The following is a 21,916-nucleotide window of genomic DNA, read 5'->3' as shown; positions in this document are numbered from 1 at the left end:
GAGCTCCTTTAAACACGAGATTAGTCGGTTGTTTCATCTGTTTGTATTTCTGTTTCCGCGTCTGTTTGTGTTTCTGTTTCCGCGTCTGTTTCTGTTTCCATTTGTATTTCTGTTTCTGCTTGTATTTCAAGCTCGGTTTCTTCAGCATCGGTTTCAGGAGCGATATCTTCCAAAGCTCCCTGCTCAATCTGTTCTTGTTGTTCATTTTCTTCTGCTTCTGCTCGCGCAGGATAGTAGATTTCAGGTGGGTGAAGCTCGATTACTACAGGCACATTATTCGCCACCACTTCACCTTCTTCAATACTTTGCGTCAAGACATATCCTTGCCCGGCAATTTCAAGTGCTAAGTCGCTTAAAGATTGATAGGCGAGCAGCTCGCGCTTAGACCATCCTGTAAAATCAGGCAATGTGGTATCTCCCGATGTCTTCAAAAAGACTCGTCCACCTTCAAGCACCGTATCGCCTGCTGCTGGATATTGGGAGACAACTTCTCCACCTTCTCCTGCGATTACCGCTTCAAGACCCAATCCTTCCAATTCTTCAGAGCTTTCAGTTGCTGATTTGCCGGTGTAATCTTCCACTGGCATAGTCGTTGCAACCGCCATATTTTCCGGTTCAATGTTCAAATACTTCAAACTGTTTTCCATAACTGAAGTAAAGATTTTTGCTACCGGTACAGAACCATACTCATCAGCTGGCAAATTAGGCTGTTGAACGCCAATATAAATCAGGAGTTCCGGATCGTCTGCAGGAGCCATCCCAAGGAAGGAGAAAAGGTAGTTGTTTCTTCCCTTCAGATAACCGCCGCCTTCTTTTGGAACTTGAGCAGTACCGGTTTTGCCGGCTATTGTATAATCCTGAAGTGCGAATCCTCTAGCAGAACCGACTTCGGAAGTGACGGTTGAAGCCAGTACTTCTTTGACTTTTTCAGCTGTTTCGGCTGAAATAGGCTGTCCGGCTTCTTCAGGTTCACTCTCCACCGTAACTTTACCGGTGTCGGCATTTTTGATTTGATCAATGACATAAGGCTTCATCATGACGCCGCCATTGGCAATTGCAGAGGCAGCTTGGATCATTTGAATAGGTGTGACAGTCGATCCCTGTCCATATGCCGTTGTTAATTTATTAATGGGGTATTGATCAAGTATTTTGCCTGATGCCTCTTTTGGCAAGTCAATGCCTGTCGGTTCACCAAATCCAAAAGCATCCACATAGTTCATAAAGGTATCCGGACCTAGGCGCTCCAACAAGTAAGCCATCGAGACATTGGATGAACGCTGGAAACCTTCAAGGAACGAAATAGTTCCCCATCCGCGCCCGCTGTTATGATCACCGATTGTACTATCCAGCAGCGTATAAGTTCCGGAATTATAGCTGGCGTTTGGATCCCATTTTCCTTCTTCGATTGCAGCAGCAAGTGTAAACATTTTCATGGGAGATCCAGGCTCAATCGTCAATTGGACACTTTCATTCAGCCAATTATCCGATAAACCTTCCCTTGTATTCGGGTTAAACGTTGGACGCTGCGACATTGCCAAGATTTCTCCCGTCTTCGGATCTGCAATTACTGCAATCATCCGTGTCGGATCGTATTCTTCCTGGACGCCTGACATAGCATCTTCCAAAAAGTTCTGGAGGGTTTTGTCCAATGTCAATTGGACATCTGAGCCGTTTACTGCCGGAGTAACTGCAGATTCACTGTTTGGCAGCAGGAAGCCCCATTTGTCAGTATCAAACTCAATCTTACCGTTTTGGCCTGTTAATACGTCATTGTGTATGGATTCAAGCCCCATTCTTCCTGTCGTTTTAGTTTCTCCGTCCTTCAGCTCTTCTTTCATGGCATAGCCGATCAAATGAGAAGCAAAGACACCGTTCGGATACAATCTCTTCAAATCCCGGACAAACAACAGACCTGGAATGTTGGCTTCTTTCATTTCAAGCATCTGCGTGTGGCTGATTTCGCGGCCAGCAGCACCGAACTCCACCTGATAACGGTCTTTTTCCACACCCTGTTTTAATGTTTTCAAAATGTTTTCTTCAGGGACATCTAAATAGCCAGCCAATTTTTCAGCAGTTTCTTCTACATCCACAACATGTCGTGGATCACTGGCTTTTTGAGTTGCAGATTCATCAAGTACAGCAACCAGTTTATAGGTCAATGTATCTTCCGCAATTACTTCTCCGTTACGGTCAATGATGCGACCGCGTTCAGCAGTCAGCACTTCTTCTTGGCTATACTTCGCTGCGGCTCTGGCAGCGAGTTCTTGCCCTTCCACTTTTCCTGTCGCTTGGATGGTCACAATTCTAGTCAATAAAAGGAAAAAGAGCCCTGCAAATAACAAAAACAGCAGAAAGGCTCCCCCTTGAAATCGAAACTTTTTTTTCATTGTCCAGGCACTACCTTTACATTTTGCTCATTTAATTTAAGGCCAAGTTCTTTTGCTTTTGCCCAAATGCGCTCATATGAAGACAGCTCACTTACCTGTACCGACAAATCTGTATTTTGCTTCGTTTTTTCATTGACTGATTGTTCAATTGTTTGAATTTCTTGAGTAGATGCCTGAATCGTTGATTGATTCTGCAAAATCAGCAATGCACACATGATACAGACTGCTACAAAAGATAAATACAGTATTTTTTCGCCTTTAGTGATTAAACTTTTTTTTCTTGCCGGCTGCCGACTCGGATTTTGAGGAACGGCCGGCTGTTGGATATAGGTTTCAGTTCTTGCATTCAACGCCATCTGAACACGTCCTTATTCGTTTATTTTTTCTGCAATCCGCAGTTTTGCGGATCTTGACCGATTGTTATGCGCCAGCTCTTCTTCCGAAGGCAGGATTGGTTTTCGAGTAATTAATTTTAAGATTGGCTCCATTCCTTCTGGAATTACCGGTAAGTTGGGCGGCAACTCGGGAAGCGACGAAGCTTCTTTGAATATCGCTTTACAAAGCCGGTCTTCAAGTGAATGGAAGGTGATGACACTAATTCTTCCTCCAATAGCCAATAGATCAATTGCATCCTGCAGAGAAGTTTCTGCAGCACCAAGCTCGTCATTGACTGCAATTCGAATCGCTTGGAACACACGCTTTGCAGGGTGGCCGCCCTTTCGTCGAGCAAAAGCAGGAATGCCATCTTTGATGCATTCTACCAGTTGGCCGGTTGTTTCAATGGGATGCTTTTCTCTTGCAGCTTCAATTTTACGAACGATTTGTTTAGAGAATTTCTCTTCGCCGTAGCGATAAAAGATTCTCACCAAATCTTCAAATGACCATTCATTGACTACGTGATAGGCGCTTAACTCGGCGCTTTGGTCCATCCGCATATCCAGAGGAGCATCATTGTGATAACTGAAGCCCCGTTCCGGTGTATCCAATTGTGGAGAAGAAACGCCAAGGTCGTATAGAATGCCATCGACTTTTTCTACTCCATGCTTTTCCAATTCTTCTTTTAAAAATTTAAAGTTAGCATGGATAAATGTAATTCTAGGTAAGTAATCTTGTAGTTTTTCCCTAGCATGAGCCAGTGCCGTTGCGTCTTGGTCGAAACAATACAAATGACCTTCGTCAGATAACTGCTGCACCAAATATTCGCTGTGTCCTGCTCCGCCCAGCGTGCAATCCACGTATATGCCGTCAGGGCGAATGTTCAGACCATCGACAGTTTCATGCAGTAAAACCGTGGTGTGATTGAACAATCCATTCCCCCCGTTCACTTTTAAAAGTCAAAATCAGTTAAATTTTCCGCGATTTCATTAAAGGAATCTTCGGATGCTGCAAAATAGCTTTCCCATGAATCTTTTGCCCATATTTCAAAACGGTTGGACACACCTAGAATAATGCATTCTTTTTCAAGTTTCGCGTAAGAAATTAATGTCGTCGGTATATTGACGCGTCCCTGCTTATCAAGTTCCACTTCCGTAGCACCTGAAAAAAAGAAGCGTGTAAAAGCACGAGCGTCTTTTTTTGTGACCGGCAGCTCTTTCAGCTTTTCTTCAATTTTCTGCCATTCGTCCATTGTGTAGCCAAATAAGCATTGATCTAGGCCTCTGGTTATGACAAAATTGTCACCCAATAGTTCACGAAACTTAGCCGGTATGATTAACCGTCCCTTTGCATCAACGCTATGTTGATATTCGCCCATGAACATGCCCTTCACCCCACTTATTGTAATAAATGTACCACAATCCCCCACTTGTCACCACTTGTTTTTGAAATATTTCACGTTTGTTACAATAAAAAATCTCAACAAGTTATTTTGACATAAAAAAAGCCTGCGAAGGCAGGCTTTAAGGGTTAAAAATAAATAATTTTATGATTTTTGTCATAATGCAGCGGAAGTGCCAAAAGATCTTTTACAAGCTCTGTACCATACTGATTCATGTAGACAAAGGGGCTGTAAATACGTTCTTGAAACCCTCCATTTGGCAATAGCTCGTTTTCAATAGAATCGTAGTGGCCGAACTCGATGCTGTTTTGAAGCATTACTTCATCCTGAAGCTTGTTCTTCAAGAACTTTAATTGCTTAATATGCAATTGCAGATTTTTTTCGACTATCGGTGTCAGCCCTTTACTAATGGAAGAAAACTGCTGATCAATTTTGACGTAGGCTGCTTCCATCTGGTTCTGAAGCTCTTCGATTACCGCTTCGGCTTCCTGTTCCCGGATTGACTCCGTCAATTCGTTTCTTATCTCTGTAATTTTATGATCATTCAAAACAGCTGAGACATCCAATTCATACTTATTCAGCAACCGTTGAGTTTGACGGTTCACCAGAGTGAGACTTAAACGCGGCATTATAACCGGCAATTCCATATCAAATAGCTCAAATGCTCCTTTTAATGCGGCCCAATATGCAATTTCTCCCGGTCCTCCAACAAAAGCCAGAACCGGAAAAACCATTTCCTGCATCAAGGGGCGCGTCACTACATTGTTGCTCAAGAGTTCAGGGTTCTTTTGCGCTATGTCCAAGAGCTGCTGTTTCGTATAGCGGATCGCGCCATTACTAGCTAAAAACTCATCATCCCGACGTTCCAACAGCAACCTTTCACCTTTTACCGTAATAAACAGATTGGCTGCATTCTCTTCTGCTCCGATCACTGCAGAGTATCCGTCTTCAACAAGCAGCCTTTCAGTAGCTGACACTGTTTCTGCGATTTCTGCTGCATGTTCAATCATCTGCTTAAAATACGGCGATTCGTAGTTGCGAAATTCACGATCTGCTGCATCAATATAAAGCAGCCCTTCTTCCTGGAAGAAATAATGAAGAAGCGAAGCAAAAAAATCGGTAAAGGAAATGGAGTGTTCCAGCAGATTAAAAGCTAAGTCATGGATTTCTTTTGAATGCTCAGTCTCGGGCAGGCTGCGGAAATACTCTTCCAGAAAAGAAGCGATTTTCGATGTATTGAGCTTTGCGGAAGAAGCTGAGTGTTTGCCGTATTCGGCATGGGGGATATTCAATTTGTCCACCCGTCCGTTGACTTCGCGGTATAAATGACTGATTTCAGCCAAATCGTGGTCTTCCCCGGCTATCCAAAAGACCGGCACCACTTTCGTTTGCAGCTGCGCTGAAGCCTGTTTCGCCAGTATAATGACAGAAATTGCTTTATGTACCGTATATAAGGGACCTGTTAATAAACCAGCCTGTTGACCTGTAACAACTACTGGAGCACCTTTTTCGAAACTCGCTAAATTCTCTTTTGCTGCATCTGACAATCCATGACGTGCCATATAATCACGGATTATGCCTGCCAATTTAGGACGGTCGACAGAATGGCTTTGAAGTTTCTTCACCCGCTCATCAAATGACTGCAATTTCGGATCATATGAGAAATATTGACGGATTTCGGATTTGCCATTTATATAATCACTCATCAATTTACTGGCTGGTTCTACGTATTGTTCCTCTACCTTCATGAAAAAAAGTCCCCTTTTCCCTTTACATTTAAAATCTACTATATCAAACGCATCCCTTAAAGAAAAAAAATACGCCTGCTAAACTGATTTTATGAAAACAATCACAAGACCGACTAGCCACACGAGAGCATATGCAGCGGCTAACAGCAAAAAGTAGATTCTCCAAAGTTTCCGGAAAAATGGAATGATTTCTATTTCCTTTGCGGTTCTCCACTCAATGACTAATAGGATGATCGCCAGTACAAGAGCGACAAAATAGATATAAGCCGTCACAGAATAGCCCCATAGAAATTCTACAGAAGCCGGTACAGAAAAAAACAATAAAAACGTTGTGATGTCAGATGCTAAAACCAGTGCTTTTCTTTTCTTTCTTTTTAGTGAAATAAAATAAATAAAGACAAATAAGAGAAATGGGACATAGAGGAAGACAGTTCCTATTGTATGTAATATTGTCATTTTTCTACCTCAACCGTTTTTAATAGATGATAGAAAGCTTTGAATAAAGGTAAATCCAGATTCGAGCGGTTTAGTACATATAGCATTAGACCATCAATTTCCATAGGATCCCCAGCCAATCGATCTGCTAACATGGCCGATGCCCTATTAGGCTCTGCCGCACACACTGCTGCCACTTTTTCAATAGGCTGCAGCCATTCAATTTCAGGAAATGCCAAATACAATTCATTGTAAAGATTTCTGAACAATTCGTAGGCATGAGGATTGGTGATCAGTTCACCGTTGCGAGTTTTCGTTACTGCTGTCAATGGATCGATCAAGCTGTTAAAAAGCAAGGTTTCATAAAGCTGTTCTTCCAGATTATCCACCCAACTTCCCTTCCAGGCAGCCGTTTCAAGGATAGGCTGGAATTCTTCGGCATTCCCTTTGACTAATCCGAACGTAACTTGAGTGGCTTTACTGAAGCTGATCTCGGCATCACTCAATTTGACGCAATCTGTTTCCAATATGGCGGCTGCAATATGACGATGTGACAAGGTTCTTGCCTTTTCCAAAAAAAGCATACCCTGCTGCAGGAAAATGATTCTGTTGCTTGCACAGCGGATTTTCAAGAGCCTTAATATAGGCGGCAACTCATCGTAATTGACTGTTAGAATGATAATGGCCTCCGGGTCGATTTGCTCAACATTCGTATAGGCTTTTATCTGCTGGCGATTTCCTTCATGAATAATTCCTTGGTCGTTAAGCAATGCGGCTTGTTCTTTATTCTGCGCAACTACTTGCACGTCATGCCCCGCTTTTTTTAATAGATAGGCTGGCAGCAGTCCATTCGCTCCAGTTCCGATAATTGCATATTTCACGGTATCACTCCTTACAGTGCCACAATTTTTCTTAAAAAAGAAGCCTGCCCATATTAGGCAGACTTCCAATAATATTCTTTATTATACAGGATAAATCGGATGTTTTCGATATGGCAACGGCAAATCTTTTGTTTCATAAAAAGAGAGACGCTGGGAAAGCACTGAACGCAATTGATGAGGCGCCACAATTTCATCGACGATCAATTCGGATGCCAGACGGTAAATATCGATTTCCTCTTTGTATTCCTGATGTTTTTGCTGCACATACTGAAGACGTTCTTTCGGATCTTCAATCGCTTCGATTTTATTCGAATAGACGGCATTTACTGCTGCTTCAGGCCCCATCACCGCAATCTGTGCTGTCGGCAAAGCGATGCAGACATCCGGTTCAAAGGCAGGTCCCGCCATCGCATAAAGACCGGCTCCGTAAGCTTTGCGCACAATGACAGAAATTTTCGGGACTGTCGCCGAACTCATAGCCGCGATAAACTTAGCTCCGTGGCGGATGATTCCAGCGCGCTCGACTTTTGTTCCGATCATGAAGCCCGGAACGTCGGCCAAAAACAGCAACGGAATCGAGAAGGCGTCGCAAAGATTAATGAATTTCGCACCTTTGTCAGCTGAATCACCGAACAAGACACCGCCCTTGACCTTCGGCTGGTTGGCAAGAATACCGACCACTTGCCCGTCAATGCGTGCAATCCCTGTAATCAATTCACCGGCGAACAGCTTTTTGATATCGAAGAAACTGCCTTCATCGACCAATTGATCGATCAATTCATACATGTCAAATGGCGCGTTCTGGTTTTCCGGAATAATTGCTTCCAGCGAGCGTCCTGCTTTTGCAGCTTTTGCTTCAATCTTTTCAGGTTTGATGGCAAAATTTGATGGGAAATTCGTCAAATAGCGGCGCGCTTCTGAAATGGCTTCTTCTTCTGTCGCAACCAATACATCGCCGACACCGCTGACTGTACAATGCATACGGGCTCCGCCCATCTCTTCGAGCGTCACTTTTTCACCGATGACCTTTTCCGCCATTCGAGGTGATCCAAGATACATCGAGGCATTGCCGTCTACCATGATCACGATGTCACAAAACGCCGGAATATAAGCACCTCCGGCAGCTGAAGGACCGAATAAGAGACATACCTGCGGCACCATGCCAGACATTCTGACCTGGTTGTGAAAAATTTTGCCTGCTCCTCTGCGATTCGGGAACATGTCAAGCTGATCTGTAATGCGGGCTCCAGCCGAATCGACAAGATACAGCATAGGCACCTGCATTTTTTCAGCAGTTTCCTGGATGCGGATGATCTTTTCGACAGTACGGGATCCCCACGACCCTGCTTTGACCGTTGAATCATTGGCCATTACACAGACCGTTTCCCCATTAATTTTACCAATAGCCGTCACTACACCATCTGCAGGCAGGTCTTCCGCTTCCACATTAGCAAAGCGGCCGTCTTCCGCATAATTTTCATCATCAAACAATAGTTTTAACCGGTCACGGACAAAAAGCTTATTGCTTTCTTTCATTTTTTCATGATATTTTTGCTGCCCCCCAGCAAAAATTTTTGCAAGCTTTTGTTCGAGACGTTCGTTGTACCCCGTTGTTTCAGTCGTTTTCGTCATTTCACTGTCCCCTTTGCTTGAAGTCAATTATTCACCGACAGTTAGTAATAGATCTCCTTCGTTGACAAAACCGCCAACTTCTACGTGAATTTTTTCCACTTTTCCGCCAAATTCAGCTTCCACCGGGATTTCCATTTTCATGGATTCGATTGTTAAAACGGCCTGCCCAGGCGTTATTGCTTCTCCTTCAGCTGCCAATACATTTAATACAGTTCCTGCCATAGACGCTTTCAATTCTTTCATAATGTATGTTCCTCCTTTGTTTTTTCCATCCATTGCGGCAATACCGCTGTAGCATATTCGCCAGAGATAAATTCTTCTGACTTAATAAATTCTTTAAATAACGAAATATTGGTTTTTACTCCATTAATTGTAACATGATTGAAAAAACTCTGGGATTTGGATAATGCATCAACACGATCGGTGCCGTAAATGATGATTTTTGAAATCATCGGATCATAAAAAGGCGTTACTTGATTGCCTTCTTCATACCCAGTTTCAATGCGCGCTCCTTCTCCCCACTGAAGCTTTTCCAGCTTTCCAGGCGAAGGAAAAAAAGTCTTTGGATCTTCAGCATAAACACGGTACTCAATGGCATGGCCTTTAGTTTGTATGCTGTCTTGAGCCGGCAGTTTGCCACCAGCAGCTACAGTCAATTGCCATTCAACCAAATCAAAGCCTGTCACTTCTTCGGTGACAGGGTGTTCCACCTGCAGACGCGTATTCATTTCAAGGAAATAAAAATTATTATCCGGATCGACAATAAACTCTACAGTTCCAGCATTCGTATAATCAACTGCTTTTGCAGCCTGCAGTGCGGCTAAACATAGTTGCTCCCGCACTTTCTGCGGTAAATTCGGTGAAGGTGATTCTTCAATCACTTTCTGGTTACGACGCTGGACCGAACAATTGCGTTCGTATAAATGGACAAGATTGCCATGATGATCACCAAAAATTTGCACTTCGATATGACGAGCATCTCCAATAAACTTTTCCAAATAAACGACATCGTCTCCGAAATAGGCTTTGGCTCGATTTTTGATCGAAACAAACTGCTGAGTGAGCGCTTGCTCACTTTCACAGCGCACCATGCCGATTCCCCCGCCGCCAGCACTGGCTTTCAACATCAATGGATAGCCGATCTCTTCAGCCTCCTGCAATGCCTCTTCAAGCGTCGTCACGCCTTCTTCTGTACCTGGAACAACCGGTACCTCAGCCTGAATCATGGTTCTGCGAGATTCGATTTTGTCCCCCATCTTTTCAATGATGTCGCTCGACGGTCCGATGAAGACCATTCCGGCTTCCGCCACCTTGCGTGCGAAATCGGCATTTTCCGATAACAAACCATATCCGGGATGGATAGCATCTACACCACGTTTTTTAGCTTCTTCAATAATTTTTTCACTTTGCAAGTAAGACTGTACGACCGGATTTGGACCGATCAGTACAGCTTCAGTCGCTTCACTGACGTAAGGCAGATCCCCATCTGCCTCAGAATGAATAGCAACCGTTTCGATTCCAAGGCGCTCGCATGTCCGAATAATTCGGCGTGCGATCTCTCCCCGGTTCGCAATCAGGACTTTTTTCATATTTGAAATACCCCCTATGTTTTCTCCCTTCTATAGCATATACGAATTTTGTAAGCGATTTCAACTATTCCTTGAAATATTTCTTTTAAAGAAGATCGAACTGCGATATCCAATTCTTTAAATTGGCTTGGACATAGCTCCTAGCAGAAGCCTCGCCCAATAAGCTGCACTGCTAGGAAAAAGTTTTTACAAAGCTTCAAAAGTTCTTGTCCTGCGGCTTTTTCACAATTCCCGGAGCAACGGAACCAGAAAAAGGAGGCCTTTTTTTCATAAGCACTAAATTTTTTTTCGATTCAACAAAATAAAAAAATCCCTTCGAAAAGGGATTTCATTTTTTTATTTTATTAAGAAAGTTGTCGACTGCCTCGTGGTGTGCATCTTTCTCCCACAGGATGGCGCATCTTCTAACTTCCTGTTCGACGCGTTCCTGCAGGCCGGTCTTCTCCCATGTACGCATTGCTATTTCCTTGTAAGCACGATGAACATCGGGATGCACTTTTTTCATTGAACTGAAAAATGCTTCAATGTCCTGGTTGTCGTGAACAATAGCAGATGCCCAACCGATTTCCAGCAGCTCCGCAGCAGTGTAAACTTTAGCTTCACTGAGCATTTTTAAGGCTTTGTCATGCTGCAGAGTTTCCATTAGGTATGTGCCGCCGCCCCAGCCACTGGTAATGGCAAGGGTGCCTTGAATGAATCCGCATTTCGCATGATCCCATACGAGCCTATAATCACACGCTGTAGCGATTTCACACCCTCCACCGACAGCAGTGCCATTGACCACCGCAACTACCGGCACGGGCAGTGTTTTGATCGAATACAGCACATCGCTCATTCGTTTCAGCATACCGTACGCCTGTTCCTCTGTTCGAAGGGCGTGAAATACGGAAAGATCACCGCCTGAACAAAAAGCCTGTTTACCCGACGCTGTGATGATGACCGCCTGGACAGAAGGCTGCCGTGCCTTTTCCACCAGTTTTTCGAGACCCGCTGTCACTTCATCGTTGATGGCGTTGCGGATATGGGGCCGATCAATCGTGAACGTCATGATGCCATCAGTAAGGTTAATTGTATAAGACAATAGAATCCCTCTCTTCTGCTGGTTTTCCTGCATACGGAACAAATCCGCCACTTGCTTATGTATAGAGAAAAAGGCTATCGAGAGCCATGGCCTCTCAATAGCCTTTCAGCAGCAAATACTGTTTTATTTGCTTGCTACTACTTCTTTCCCTTTGTATGATCCACATGCTTTGCAGACGTGGTGAGCCAATTTACTTTCGCCACAGCTTGGGCAAATTACCATGCCCGGCACTGACAATTTAAAATGCGTACGGCGCTTTCTTTTAGCGGTTTTGGACGTTCTTCTAGCTGGTACAGCCATTGGTGACACCTCCTTACACTAATTCTATTCATCTGACTGATCAAAATACTTTGCTAAATCAGCAAGTCTTGGATCCGGTTTTGGTGGTGCCGCTTCTTTCTCGGCTTCGTACTCTTCGTCTGTTGAATACGACCAATCATTTCCGCCTTTAATAACGGTTTGATCGGCGTCTTCCTTAAACACCTGCATCGGTATCTCAAGCAAAACTAGTTCTTCCAGTATGGGCTGAAAATCAATGATCTCCGTCTCTACTGCGTGAACATCACTAAGCTTGTCTTCTCCGGCCTCTTCAGACCAATCGAAGACTTCAACCGAATCGACGTTAATCGGAAACTCAACATCCTCCCAAGTTCTGGCACAAGGCAGCGTGAGCATGCCTTCGAGATGGAGTTGACACGTTAACTGTTGCGAACCAATTGTGCAATGTCCAGTGACATGTACAGGCGAAATTTCCCGAATATCGCTATTCCGTAATTTCACTGCATCCAAATGAACGATTTGATCAATTGGCAGTCCGTCTCTGCGATGCTTTTGAAGCTGTTGAATCGCTATTTTCATAAGTAATCACCTCAAGACAACAAAGTTGATTATATAATGCACAGAAAAAGATGTCAAGAAAAAATCTTGTCACACTATTTCAAACATCGGTATACTTAAGTTAATTCTACCAAAGAGGTGATCGGATTGAAAGCTGTAGGAATTATTGTTGAATACAACCCTTTCCACAATGGCCATCTCCATCACGCAAAGCAGGCACGTGCGGAGTCAAATGCGGATCTGGTCATTGCGGTAATGAGCGGCCAGTTTCTGCAGCGCGGAGAACCTGCATTTGCTGATAAATGGGCACGCACACAAATGGCGCTCGCTGCTGGGATAGACCTTGTGATCGAACTTCCATATGTTTATGCGACGGCGCAAGCTTCCGATTTTGCTAAAGGCGGGATTGCGCTGCTTGATGCACTCGGCTGTGATTCTTTTTGCTTCGGCAGTGAACAGGGATCGATTGGTCCTTTTGTGAATTCGCATCAATTGTTGACTGAGCGTTCCGTTGATTACCAGCGTCTTATCCATGAAGCCATTCAGACTGGCATCAGCTACCCCAAAGCCTTAAACAATGCGTACCAGTCCCTTATCGGCACTCAACAGGATTTCGCTGATTTAACACAGCCTAATAACATTTTGGGATTCCATTATATAGAAGCCGCACACAAGGCGGGCTCATCCATGGAACCACTGACCATCCAACGAATCGGGGCTAATTTCCATGATCCGATTGAAGCAGGGCTGCCGATTGCCAGCGCCAGCGGCATTCGCAATGCTTTTTTCAAAGGGGAATCTGTCGAAGATCTGTCCTCTTATATGCCCGAAGCTTCAATTGCTTCATTAAAGAAAGTAGAGAAGCAATATGGCGGTTTTGGCAGTTGGGAGCAGTTTTATCCTTTGCTTCGCTTTACGGTCTTGAGGGAAGGTCCAGAAAACCTGAAACGCTTCGCCGAAATAACAGAAGGCATCGAAAATCTAATTTACCAGTCAGCGAAAAGAGCAGACGACTTCGAAGCCTTTATTTCACTGATCAAGTCAAAACGTTTTACACGTACACGCATTCAACGAATGCTGACGCATATTTATACAGGCTTTACGTGGGAGCAACTGCGTTCTTTTGACTCCCCAAGCTACATCAGGCTTCTCGGCATGTCGGGTATCGGAAGAAGATATTTAAATCATAAAAAAAAGAATATCAAGCTTCCCGTGGTAAGCCGTGCAGCCGACTTGAACGACACGATGGGACAACTTGATATTCATGCCACTGCGATGTACTTGCAGGGAATGGGCTCAATTGATTTGAAGAAAGAATACACGATGCCGCCCATTTATTGGGGCTGAAGTTCTTCAAGGAAACTCATAGCGTCTTCGATGGTTTCCACGGGAACAATTTCCATCGTTGTCCCAATTTTTTCTGCGGTTTCAACAGCGACTGCATAATTGCTGTCGCCTCCGCCCTCCACCGGTTCGCTTGGCGCGAAGAAAATATCGATGTCTGCAGAATCAGCTGCCATAATCTTTTGATCAATCCCGCCGATTCTACCAACAGAACCATCGCTTTCCATCGTGCCGGTGCCGGCTATGTTATAGCCTTTTGTTATATCGTCATCCACTAATTGATTGAGAATTTCAAGCGTGAACATCAGTCCGGCTGAGGGACCACCTATTGTATCGGAATCGATATCCACTTTAGGTGTCGTTTCGATGCTTTTATCCTCTACAAATGAAATTCCCAAGCCAACCCGTTCTGGATTCGTTGGCAGTGGAGCCAACTTGATGTCAGTACTGATTTCACGCTCTTTCCGCTCATAAAGTACTTCCACCGTTTCACCATCTTCTTTTTCGCTTAAGTAATCGATGAGTTCCTGCATTTCAGTAAAGTTGTTGCCGTCCACTTCCAAAACACGGTCTCCCGGAGACAAAATACCATCTGCCGCTCCCCCTGTCAGTACATTCAAGACAAAGACACCATTGTTGTTAATCTCGTAGGGCAGATCTGCTTGTTCAAATGCAATCTGAAGAGCATTGACCTGTGAATCAGACATCAGCTTTAACTGGCGCACATTGTATTCTTCGTCGCTCTCATGAGGGCTTCGAACTTGTTCTGGTGGCAAAAACTTATAACCATCCTGAATTTTTGCCCAGACATACAGAGCAGGAGTCGCTGTCAGCATGGAGACCGTCATCAAACTAAGGCTTCCTTGATCATCTTTATCGCCCCCGGCCACTTCCACCAGCGGCGACAATTCGTAAGCGCCTCCGGGTTTGGTGATATAAGCATCCAATCGATAAGAAGACAAAAAGACGACAAGCGCCATCACGATGACGAAAATGAATAATCGTTTGTTTTTCATGCTGTTCTTCCTTTCATCGTGTGAAATCTTAGGCTCCCTTTAAATTTCACAAAAGAAAAAGCCACGAGATTCGTGACTTATTGAAATTTTAAATAAAGAGCTTTTTCAACAGCTTCAGGAACCAGACCTGTAATGTTTCCTTTGTATTTCGCCACTTCTTTGACAATGCTTGAACTAAGGAATGAATACTGGTTATTTGAAACCATAAATAGCGTTTCTATGTTTTCATTTAAAAATCGATTCATCGAGGTGATCTGCATTTCGTATTCAAAATCACTTACAGCGCGTAATCCTCGGATGATGGCGTTGGCTTTGACTTCTACCGAGTAATCGATCAGTAAACCGGAAAATGAATCCACTTTGACGTTTGGAATGGATTGCGTCACTTCCGCTATCAAATCCATTCGTTCATCAACATCGAATAATGGGTTTTTCGAAGAATTATTCATCACAACCACTTTTACTTCGTCAAAAATAGTTGAGGCTCGTTTAATAATATCCAGATGGCCCATTGTAATCGGGTCGAAACTCCCTGGAACTACAGCAATTTTAGTCAATGCGTTCTCCCTCTTCCCCCAGATAGCGGTAAATTGAAATAATTGTGCCTCCGTAAAGCTCTTTTTTGTAACGTTCAAAGTACTTGGTTCGACCGGGAAGTTCCACATCCCGATCGTGTTCACAAACTATAATCGCATCTTTCGTAACAATTTCCAATTCTCCCGCTTTATCCATCAAGTCATAGGATTTTTTCATATGATAAGGAGGATCCAGGAAGAGCAGTCTTGCCTGTACACCGTTTTTCTTGATGGCTTTCACTGCACGCTCTGCATCTGCCCGATAAACTTCAGCACGGTCAGTCAAGCGTGTTTTTTCCAGATTGGCTTGAATCGTTTCGACAGCCCGCCGGTCTTTATCTGTGAAGATAACCTGATCGATGCCGCGGCTAAGGGCTTCAATGCCAAGTCCGCCGCTCCCAGCAAAAAGATCCAGTGCATACCCGCCGTCAAAAAACGGACCAATCATATTAAATATGGATTCTTTTACTTTGTCTGTTGTCGGTCTGGTCGAATTGCCAGGCACCGCTTTCAATGGAATTCCTTTAACAGAGCCTGCTACAACACGCATATTATCGCCTCTAACTTAAATGATTTTCTTGATGCATTTTAGTTACATAATGGTAAAATGAAGACTGGAAAGGACGTGAAATGATGATTCAACGTTTTATTGAACTCGGAGAAGGGTACGGAGATATTTATGAGCTCCGTGAACTCATCACAAGCAACCAACAACGCTTTATGCATGGATTTGTATTTATTTCCACGAATCCTCAGGGCCAGAATGTCCTTTCGCTGGCGGCTGTATTCAAACCAGCTTCAGAAGGTAATTTCATGCCGATTTATCTATGCCGCGAAGGAATTCCAGTCAATTCCAAGCGTTTGGAAGTTTTTGAACAGGCCGTTGCAACGCTTGGACATAGCCCGATCAAGATGGAAGTCAAACACTCGTCAGTGTACGCAGATAGAAAATTCTACCATAGCCACCTGATTTCAGTTTTGAGATTAAATCATTATATTCCGCCTATGCAATAATCAAAGGCCGATTTTATAATCGTATTCCTTCGCTTTATCTGGTTTGGCATTTTCATATTCTGTTTTTAGGAATGGGCGGTAGGATTCAAGCACCTGTTTTACATAAGGTAATTTATTTAACTTCGTCTTGGTGGTTTCGATGATATCCTGATCCATGTAAAGGACTACATATTTCAACTTACGGGAAATATAGTGGACATGTCCGAATTTCCGCAGCGATTTAGCTTGTTTCAAATGATGCACATAGACAATGAGGCCTTGGCGATCATGCATAAGTATCCCTCTTTTCTTAGCTTCTAGAATACCATAGGAAAGAAAAAAGCCGCAACCGAATAAACTGACAGGACAACATTCAATTCGCTATACTGTTTTTATTACAGAATTTCAGGGAGGTAAAACAGAATATGGGAAAAAAGACAAAAATCGGCTTAGCTGCCGCTGCCGTCGGGGCAGCTGCTTGGGCTGGCTCTAAAGCCTTGGCGAATCCACAGCAGCGCCCAGCCAAAGAGGTATTGAATTATGAACGACCTATTGTTCTTGCACATCGCGGCGGCGCCAAATTGGCACCTGAAAACACTTTAGCTGCATTTAACCGGTCAGCTGAACTTGGCGTCCACGGTTTTGAAATTGATATCCGGATGACAAGTGATGAAGAAATTTTGGTTTTTCATGATGAATTTATTGACCGGACAACAGATGGAGCTGGAAGAGTAGCCGATATGTCTCTTGAACAGTTAAAAGCCTTCGATCTTGGCTATCATTTTATCGATACTGAAGGTCAACATTCGTACCGCGGAAAAAATGAAAGAGTCGTACTGTTGCGTGAACTGATTGAAAAATTTCCACAGATGTATATCAATATCGACATCAAGGACGACCCTGAAACATATGAAGGCAGTTTAGTGCCTTCGAAGCTATGGCGGCTGATCGACTCACTTGGCGTTCAAGATCGGGTGGCTGTAACTTCTTTTTATGATGAACAAATCGACCGCTTCAACTTGTATGCCCAAAACCGGGTAGCTATCGGCGCAGGTGAAAACGAAGTCAGAAAAGCATATACTTCCTATAACAGCCAATTTGGCCATTTGTATCAGCCGCGGGCAGATGTTTTCCAGATTCCCGTTAAGTCATCTGTATTTCGATTGGATTCCCCGCGCTTTATCGCATTCTTGGAGAATTTGAATATACCCGTACATTATTGGATCATTGATGAGCCGGAAGCTATGCGTGCATTAATTAATGCGGGAGCAAAAGGCATCATAACTGATCGTCCTGATTTGGCGTTGGCACTCCTCTCAGAACTGGAAGAATAATGGACATAAAAAAAGTGCAACGAAAACGTTGCACTTTTTTTATGGATATATTTTGAGTTTAATCTGTCACGCTGAACAAGAGCATCCTCCGCCAGTGCCACAGCTTCCCCCGCAGGAGGAATCCGATGAGAAAAACGGATTGGTGGAGGGAATTTTAACTGCCTCTGATACCGATCTGCCAATTATAAAACTTACCTGATCCATGAGATCCTGCAGTTCATTTTCAGCTAAACGCAGGTTGGCCACTTTCTCATTCAGGTCCAAACGGCGTTTATCGACACGTATCTGCTTCATCACTCGAGAATATTCGGGATGGTATTTTCCAAACCGCTGTACTTCTTCGTATTGCTCTTTTAATCTGGCAAATGCAAGTATTTCATTGGCAAGATTTTTATCGTTATAGACAGAGGCATAAGCTTCCTTGTAAAGATCAGCTTGCTCCGATTGTAGGATCATTTGGCTTAACTCATCTGCAAAGTCAGTTATTTCAGCCCATTCATAGGTCATAATCATAGCATTTTCCTCCTTTACGCTTTTAATCATAGCAGATATTTTTGTATTTCACTACAGACTTGAAGGGATTGTCAACATGAATAGTTTAACCGATCAATTTACCCGCCTTATTAAAAACGCCAGTACCGAAGACCTTGAGATTCTAACCGACTATCTGAAAAATTTCGAGAAAAAACAACAAGGTGAATTTACTACTTATTTGAGTGCTGGGCTGAACATGACACGGGTTACCGATGAAGAGTCTTCCCATGTGTCTATTCCTAATACTCCGTTCATCCATAATAATGTAAATATTCCGCATGGCGGTATTCTTGCTGTTCTACTAGACACAGCGATGGGAACTCTTGCAAACAGTCAGTGTCCCACTGGATTCGGCGCTGTGACCACAAATCTTACCATACATTACCTCACTGTAGCAGATGAAGAAAAAATAACCGCAAAAGCACAAATTATCCGCAGCGGCAGACACACCATGGTCCTTGAAGGAAATATCTTTCAAGACGACGGCAAGCATATTGCAACCGCCACAGGTTCTTTTTTTATCGTACCTAAAAAGACAGAGCCTGTTATTGCGGTGAAGCAATAACAGGCTCTTTTTCAAGAAAGATCTGAGTATAATATTTCCCGAACACTCCAACGCCCGTCTGGTTGTACTGATCACTCAGCAGCGTCTTCCGGTGGACATCTGAATTGATCCATCCATGGACAGTTTCGGCTGCATCAAAATAGCGTGCGGCTGTATTAACGGCTGCCTGTTCAAAGGCGATATTGCCCTCTTCCAGGCGTGCATGCAAATCTTTAAATTCCAGTTCTTCGGATGAAAAATTTTGCTTAGCCATGTCTTCACTGTTCGCAGCTGCAACTGCGCTTGTCGGCGGATTAAGGTTTAAAGGCTTTGTTTGATGATGAAGACGATAAACATTCACTAAATCGACAATCTGCTTAGCATTTGCGTCATCAATTGATTGCTGCATTTTCGAAGAAGGCATCTCTATCGGCATTAATTCACCAGAAAACATCATGTCATAGGGCTGATGGCGAACTAGGGTCTCGGCATCCATGAACCGGACTGCTTCTAATGCCCGATCTAAAGAATCGATATAAAGCTGAGCATAGACGCCATCAAATTTAACCAGGATACGCTTGTCCATATCTTCAGCAGTTACATTGAAGGTATAGATCGTTTCGCCGTATTTAACGGTTACCTCATTTTCCAAAATTGTAAAGCGATATAAGTCATCAAGGTTCTGCCCTATCTTATAGGGAGCTGCATCTGCAGCGACACCTGCTGTATATACTTGGACCACTTTGCCATCTTTGACCCCCGTCATCATAAAGTGTGCGTAGCTGGCGTTATAGATCCACCAGTCATAGCCAAAGGCAGACGGTTCTATCCGTATAGGTTCTCCGTAGGCTCCAATCCATTCTTCACTGGATTTGCCTATATAAGTTGAAATACCCGTTGCTGGGCGGTCGATGTCCAAGGAATCATCTGTTATTTCTTCGCTTGGCAATGGATCTACTGTCCGCGGGGCTTCCAGCACGTCATTTTCACTAATGGTTGGATCCAAATAAAATAAACCGATAAGGACTATCGATAGAAAAATCATTATGCGCAGCAAGTCTTTCAATCGAACAGCTCCTTTACTATTGTATTCTCATTATTATAACAGCCGCCTCTACACTGACACAATCTAGCCATTGCAACAACTTAAAATATGATCTATTATTAAAGGAGCATGTAGTCTTTTTTGTTATAGAGGAGGAGAGATCCTATGTATTTTGAAAATACAGGACTTGAAAACATTCACGTAGATATCGCATTACTTGAAAGCATCATGAACAAACATGGCTTAACTAAAGAAGGCCAGTGGGATTACGAGCGTGTCACATACGACCGCAAATTCATCATACGTGAAGGCACTTATTACTTACGTGTATTCGCATATGCTACTGACGGTGACGTCGATTCAAATGATGCCACTATGCGCGTCATGAAGCCAGCACTTGGCAAACATTACTATCCGCATGGTGTTGAATATGGTGAAGATGAAGAATTCCCGGAACACTTAGTTAAAACGTGTATCGGTTTATTGGAATCCATCAAAAAGGAAATCCAAGCTTTCGAAATCAGTGTATAAAAATCCCGCAGTTCAGTAATTGAACTGCGGTTTTTTTAAACAACCATAATAATTTCAACTTCATAAGGAGGATTCAATCAGTGAAGTGGTTGACGAAAAAGACAATAACGATCGCTGTTGTCATTGCGGTCTTAATTTTAATTTCGATTTACATATTGCCGGTTTCCATCCCTTTGATCATCGCTTTGATCACAGCTATTTTTTTAGAACCAATTGTAAATTTTATACATAAAAGGTTCAAATGGCATAGGAAGTCTGCTGTAATATCGGTTTTCATACTTTTCTTGGTAGTAGTTTCCGGCCTGCTGTATTGGATCGTTACACAATTGATTGGGCAGATCATTCAATTTTCTAAAATGGTCCCTGAATACATCAACACTTTATCCGTTATGTGGGATGAATTCCAGCGGTTTTTCTTCCGATCAACGGAAGATATGCCGGTCGAAGTGGTTTCTTCATTTGAAACCGAACTTGCTGGCTTTATGGAAGGGATCCGCAGTTGGATACTGACAATAGTCAATTACGATACCGTCTCCAATTTGTTGACTGGCATCCCCTCTTTCCTGGTGAGCTTTATTGTATTCTTGATTGCATTGTTCTTGTTCATGCTGGATTTGCCTGATTTGAAAATCATGCTATTTAACCGGTTGAAGGATTCAACAGCCGAAAAAGTGCGTTTTATGTTTGCTCGATTGAATAAAGTAATTTTCGGCTTTTTGAAAGCGCAGTTCCTGGTCAGCTGCATTATATTTATCGTCTCGCTCGTTTCTTTAGCCTTTATCACACCGGAGTATGCATTTGTCATGTCGTTGGTGATTTGGATTATTGATTTTATTCCAATATTGGGATCGATCATCGTTTTAACGCCATGGTTTGTATACGAATTCATAACAGGGGATATCGTCCAAGGAACACAATTGGCTATACTGGCGCTTGTGCTGTTGATTATTCGACGGACAGTAGAACCGAAGGTCATGGGCACTCAAATCGGCCTTTCACCTCTAGCGACGTTAATCGCTATGTTCATCGGCCTACAATTAATCGGCTTTCTCGGATTCTTTGTCGGACCATTGATCGTCATCCTCTTTACATCAGCACGTGAAGCCGGAATGATCAAAATTGATTTTAAAGTATAAAAAAAAGAACCCAATAACTTGGGTTCTTTTTTTATCCGCCTAAAATAGCTTTAAATACAGAAGTTGTATGACCGCCTTCGTAGAAAACATAAAGCAGCAAATAGACCATTACACCGGTTATAGCAGTAAAGAACCAAATGACACTGGTAATCGGTCCAATCTTACGGTGCTTCAGCAATTGATTTTTCCAACCCCAGTAGATGGTAATGAGACCCATGATTCCACCTGTAGTTGCTAATGTAATATGAAAAATCAAGAAAATGGTATAAAAGAGCTTTAATTCGTCAGGGCCGCCAAACGCGGTATTTCCGACGAAGATGGTACGGGACATGTAGATGATGAAGAAAGTCAGGGCCGCAGCACCTGCTCCCACCATCACTTTCTTATGAGCTTCAATTTTGCGGCGACGGACCAAGTTCCAGCCAATTGCTACCAAAATTGCGCTTAAAACGATAAAAAAAGTACTGATAGTCGGCAATAGCGGCAAATTCATTTAA

The 21,916-nt window shown here is 43.3% G+C and carries 26 protein-coding genes; 6 read left to right on the top strand and 20 right to left on the bottom strand.

The window, feature by feature from the left end; translation table 11 throughout:
- Nucleotides 1-20: 20 nt before the first annotated feature.
- The 13 genes from FQV26_RS06370 to FQV26_RS06310 all read right to left on the bottom strand — a co-directional run bounded on the left by FQV26_RS06370 (nt 21) and on the right by FQV26_RS06310 (nt 12,388).
- The gene (locus FQV26_RS06370) at nt 21-2,387 is read right to left on the bottom strand and encodes a penicillin-binding protein (RefSeq protein WP_146556521.1); all 2,367 of its coding nucleotides are present in this window, start codon (nt 2,385-2,387) and stop codon (nt 21-23) included.
- The gene (ftsL, locus tag FQV26_RS06365; protein ID WP_146556520.1) at nt 2,384-2,743 is read right to left on the bottom strand and encodes a cell division protein FtsL; all 360 of its coding nucleotides are present in this window, start codon (nt 2,741-2,743) and stop codon (nt 2,384-2,386) included. The genes FQV26_RS06370 and ftsL overlap by 4 nt, the downstream gene beginning before the upstream one ends.
- A gap of 12 nt (nt 2,744-2,755) precedes the next feature.
- A complete protein-coding gene (rsmH, locus tag FQV26_RS06360) occupies nt 2,756-3,694 on the bottom strand; it encodes a 16S rRNA (cytosine(1402)-N(4))-methyltransferase RsmH (protein ID WP_146556519.1) in 939 nt (312 codons plus the stop codon).
- Nucleotides 3,695-3,714: 20 nt separating this feature from the next.
- Complete coding sequence (mraZ, locus tag FQV26_RS06355) at nt 3,715-4,146, bottom strand: division/cell wall cluster transcriptional repressor MraZ (RefSeq protein ID WP_146556518.1); 432 nt, start codon at nt 4,144-4,146, stop codon at nt 3,715-3,717.
- A 146-nt stretch (nt 4,147-4,292) separates the two neighbouring features.
- The gene (gene bshC, locus FQV26_RS06350) at nt 4,293-5,912 is read right to left on the bottom strand and encodes a bacillithiol biosynthesis cysteine-adding enzyme BshC (protein ID WP_146556517.1); all 1,620 of its coding nucleotides are present in this window, start codon (nt 5,910-5,912) and stop codon (nt 4,293-4,295) included.
- Between the two features lie 78 nt (nt 5,913-5,990).
- On the bottom strand, nt 5,991-6,368 hold the full coding sequence (locus tag FQV26_RS06345; RefSeq protein ID WP_146556516.1) for a DUF3397 family protein: 378 nt from the start codon (nt 6,366-6,368) through the stop codon (nt 5,991-5,993).
- A complete protein-coding gene (locus tag FQV26_RS06340) occupies nt 6,365-7,228 on the bottom strand; it encodes a ketopantoate reductase family protein (protein WP_146556515.1) in 864 nt (287 codons plus the stop codon). The genes FQV26_RS06345 and FQV26_RS06340 overlap by 4 nt, the downstream gene beginning before the upstream one ends.
- An 81-nt stretch (nt 7,229-7,309) precedes the next feature.
- Nucleotides 7,310-8,860, bottom strand: coding sequence for an acyl-CoA carboxylase subunit beta (locus FQV26_RS06335; protein ID WP_146556514.1), 1,551 nt, complete (start codon nt 8,858-8,860; stop codon nt 7,310-7,312).
- A 27-nt stretch (nt 8,861-8,887) separates the two neighbouring features.
- Complete coding sequence (locus FQV26_RS06330) at nt 8,888-9,103, bottom strand: acyl-CoA carboxylase biotin carboxyl carrier protein subunit (RefSeq protein ID WP_146556513.1); 216 nt, start codon at nt 9,101-9,103, stop codon at nt 8,888-8,890.
- On the bottom strand, nt 9,100-10,449 hold the full coding sequence (locus FQV26_RS06325; protein ID WP_146556512.1) for an acetyl-CoA carboxylase biotin carboxylase subunit: 1,350 nt from the start codon (nt 10,447-10,449) through the stop codon (nt 9,100-9,102). The genes FQV26_RS06330 and FQV26_RS06325 overlap by 4 nt, the downstream gene beginning before the upstream one ends.
- A 328-nt stretch (nt 10,450-10,777) precedes the next feature.
- The gene (locus FQV26_RS06320) at nt 10,778-11,530 is read right to left on the bottom strand and encodes an enoyl-CoA hydratase/isomerase family protein (RefSeq protein WP_186759823.1); all 753 of its coding nucleotides are present in this window, start codon (nt 11,528-11,530) and stop codon (nt 10,778-10,780) included.
- A 123-nt stretch (nt 11,531-11,653) separates the two neighbouring features.
- Nucleotides 11,654-11,830, bottom strand: coding sequence for a 50S ribosomal protein L32 (gene rpmF / locus FQV26_RS06315; protein WP_006828847.1), 177 nt, complete (start codon nt 11,828-11,830; stop codon nt 11,654-11,656).
- Nucleotides 11,831-11,854: 24 nt separating this feature from the next.
- The gene (locus FQV26_RS06310) at nt 11,855-12,388 is read right to left on the bottom strand and encodes a YceD family protein (protein ID WP_146556510.1); all 534 of its coding nucleotides are present in this window, start codon (nt 12,386-12,388) and stop codon (nt 11,855-11,857) included.
- A 126-nt stretch (nt 12,389-12,514) separates the two neighbouring features.
- Between FQV26_RS06310 and FQV26_RS06305 the strand changes: the two genes are divergently transcribed.
- Complete coding sequence (locus FQV26_RS06305; protein WP_146556509.1) at nt 12,515-13,714, top strand: nucleotidyltransferase; 1,200 nt, start codon at nt 12,515-12,517, stop codon at nt 13,712-13,714.
- Here FQV26_RS06305 and FQV26_RS06300 read toward each other — a convergent pair.
- The 3 genes from FQV26_RS06300 to rsmD form a co-directional block, all read right to left on the bottom strand.
- Nucleotides 13,702-14,727, bottom strand: coding sequence for a SepM family pheromone-processing serine protease (locus FQV26_RS06300; protein ID WP_146556508.1), 1,026 nt, complete (start codon nt 14,725-14,727; stop codon nt 13,702-13,704). The genes FQV26_RS06305 and FQV26_RS06300 overlap by 13 nt on opposite strands.
- 77 nt (nt 14,728-14,804) lie before the next feature.
- The gene (coaD, locus tag FQV26_RS06295; protein WP_146556507.1) at nt 14,805-15,284 is read right to left on the bottom strand and encodes a pantetheine-phosphate adenylyltransferase; all 480 of its coding nucleotides are present in this window, start codon (nt 15,282-15,284) and stop codon (nt 14,805-14,807) included.
- Nucleotides 15,277-15,852 (bottom strand): 16S rRNA (guanine(966)-N(2))-methyltransferase RsmD, encoded by a 576-nt coding sequence (gene rsmD, locus FQV26_RS06290; protein ID WP_146556506.1) that lies wholly within the window; start codon nt 15,850-15,852, stop codon nt 15,277-15,279. Before rsmD ends, coaD begins: the two co-directional genes overlap by 8 nt.
- Before the next feature lie 83 nt (nt 15,853-15,935).
- Between rsmD and FQV26_RS06285 the strand changes: the two genes are divergently transcribed.
- On the top strand, nt 15,936-16,316 hold the full coding sequence (locus FQV26_RS06285; protein ID WP_146556505.1) for a DUF7147 family protein: 381 nt from the start codon (nt 15,936-15,938) through the stop codon (nt 16,314-16,316).
- Here the strand turns inward: FQV26_RS06285 and FQV26_RS06280 are convergent, their stop codons facing one another.
- A complete protein-coding gene (locus FQV26_RS06280) occupies nt 16,317-16,589 on the bottom strand; it encodes a YlbG family protein (RefSeq protein ID WP_146556504.1) in 273 nt (90 codons plus the stop codon).
- 131 nt (nt 16,590-16,720) lie between these two features.
- On the opposite strand from FQV26_RS06280, the gene FQV26_RS06275 reads away from it, so the two are divergent.
- On the top strand, nt 16,721-17,629 hold the full coding sequence (locus FQV26_RS06275) for a glycerophosphodiester phosphodiesterase family protein (RefSeq protein ID WP_146556503.1): 909 nt from the start codon (nt 16,721-16,723) through the stop codon (nt 17,627-17,629).
- 66 nt (nt 17,630-17,695) lie between these two features.
- Here FQV26_RS06275 and FQV26_RS06270 read toward each other — a convergent pair whose 3' ends face one another.
- Entirely contained in the window at nt 17,696-18,142 is a 447-nt protein-coding gene (locus FQV26_RS06270) for a YlbF/YmcA family competence regulator (RefSeq protein WP_146556502.1), read from the bottom strand.
- Nucleotides 18,143-18,218: 76 nt separating this feature from the next.
- Here FQV26_RS06270 and FQV26_RS06265 point away from each other — a divergent pair, with 76 nt between their 5' ends.
- Nucleotides 18,219-18,728, top strand: a complete 510-nt coding sequence (locus tag FQV26_RS06265; protein WP_146556501.1) for a PaaI family thioesterase — start codon at nt 18,219-18,221, stop codon at nt 18,726-18,728.
- Here the strand turns inward: FQV26_RS06265 and FQV26_RS06260 are convergent.
- Complete coding sequence (locus tag FQV26_RS06260) at nt 18,709-19,773, bottom strand: CAP domain-containing protein (RefSeq protein ID WP_146556500.1); 1,065 nt, start codon at nt 19,771-19,773, stop codon at nt 18,709-18,711. The genes FQV26_RS06265 and FQV26_RS06260 overlap by 20 nt on opposite strands.
- A gap of 144 nt (nt 19,774-19,917) precedes the next feature.
- Here FQV26_RS06260 and FQV26_RS06255 point away from each other — a divergent pair, with 144 nt between their 5' ends.
- Both FQV26_RS06255 and ytvI read left to right on the top strand, forming a co-directional pair.
- On the top strand, nt 19,918-20,283 hold the full coding sequence (locus FQV26_RS06255; protein ID WP_146556499.1) for a YugN family protein: 366 nt from the start codon (nt 19,918-19,920) through the stop codon (nt 20,281-20,283).
- A gap of 80 nt (nt 20,284-20,363) precedes the next feature.
- On the top strand, nt 20,364-21,419 hold the full coding sequence (gene ytvI, locus FQV26_RS06250) for a sporulation integral membrane protein YtvI (protein ID WP_146556498.1): 1,056 nt from the start codon (nt 20,364-20,366) through the stop codon (nt 21,417-21,419).
- 31 nt (nt 21,420-21,450) lie between these two features.
- On the opposite strand, the gene FQV26_RS06245 is transcribed toward ytvI, so the two are convergent.
- Entirely contained in the window at nt 21,451-21,912 is a 462-nt protein-coding gene (locus FQV26_RS06245) for a DUF420 domain-containing protein (protein ID WP_146556497.1), read from the bottom strand.
- Between the last annotated feature and the right edge of the window lie 4 nt (nt 21,913-21,916).

Source organism: Planococcus sp. CPCC 101016, assembly GCF_007859295.1.
In the GTDB taxonomy this organism is placed as follows: domain Bacteria; phylum Bacillota; class Bacilli; order Bacillales_A; family Planococcaceae; genus Planococcus.
The sequence above is the reverse complement of the archived record's forward strand: the minus strand, read 5'-3'. Positions and strand labels throughout refer to the sequence as shown.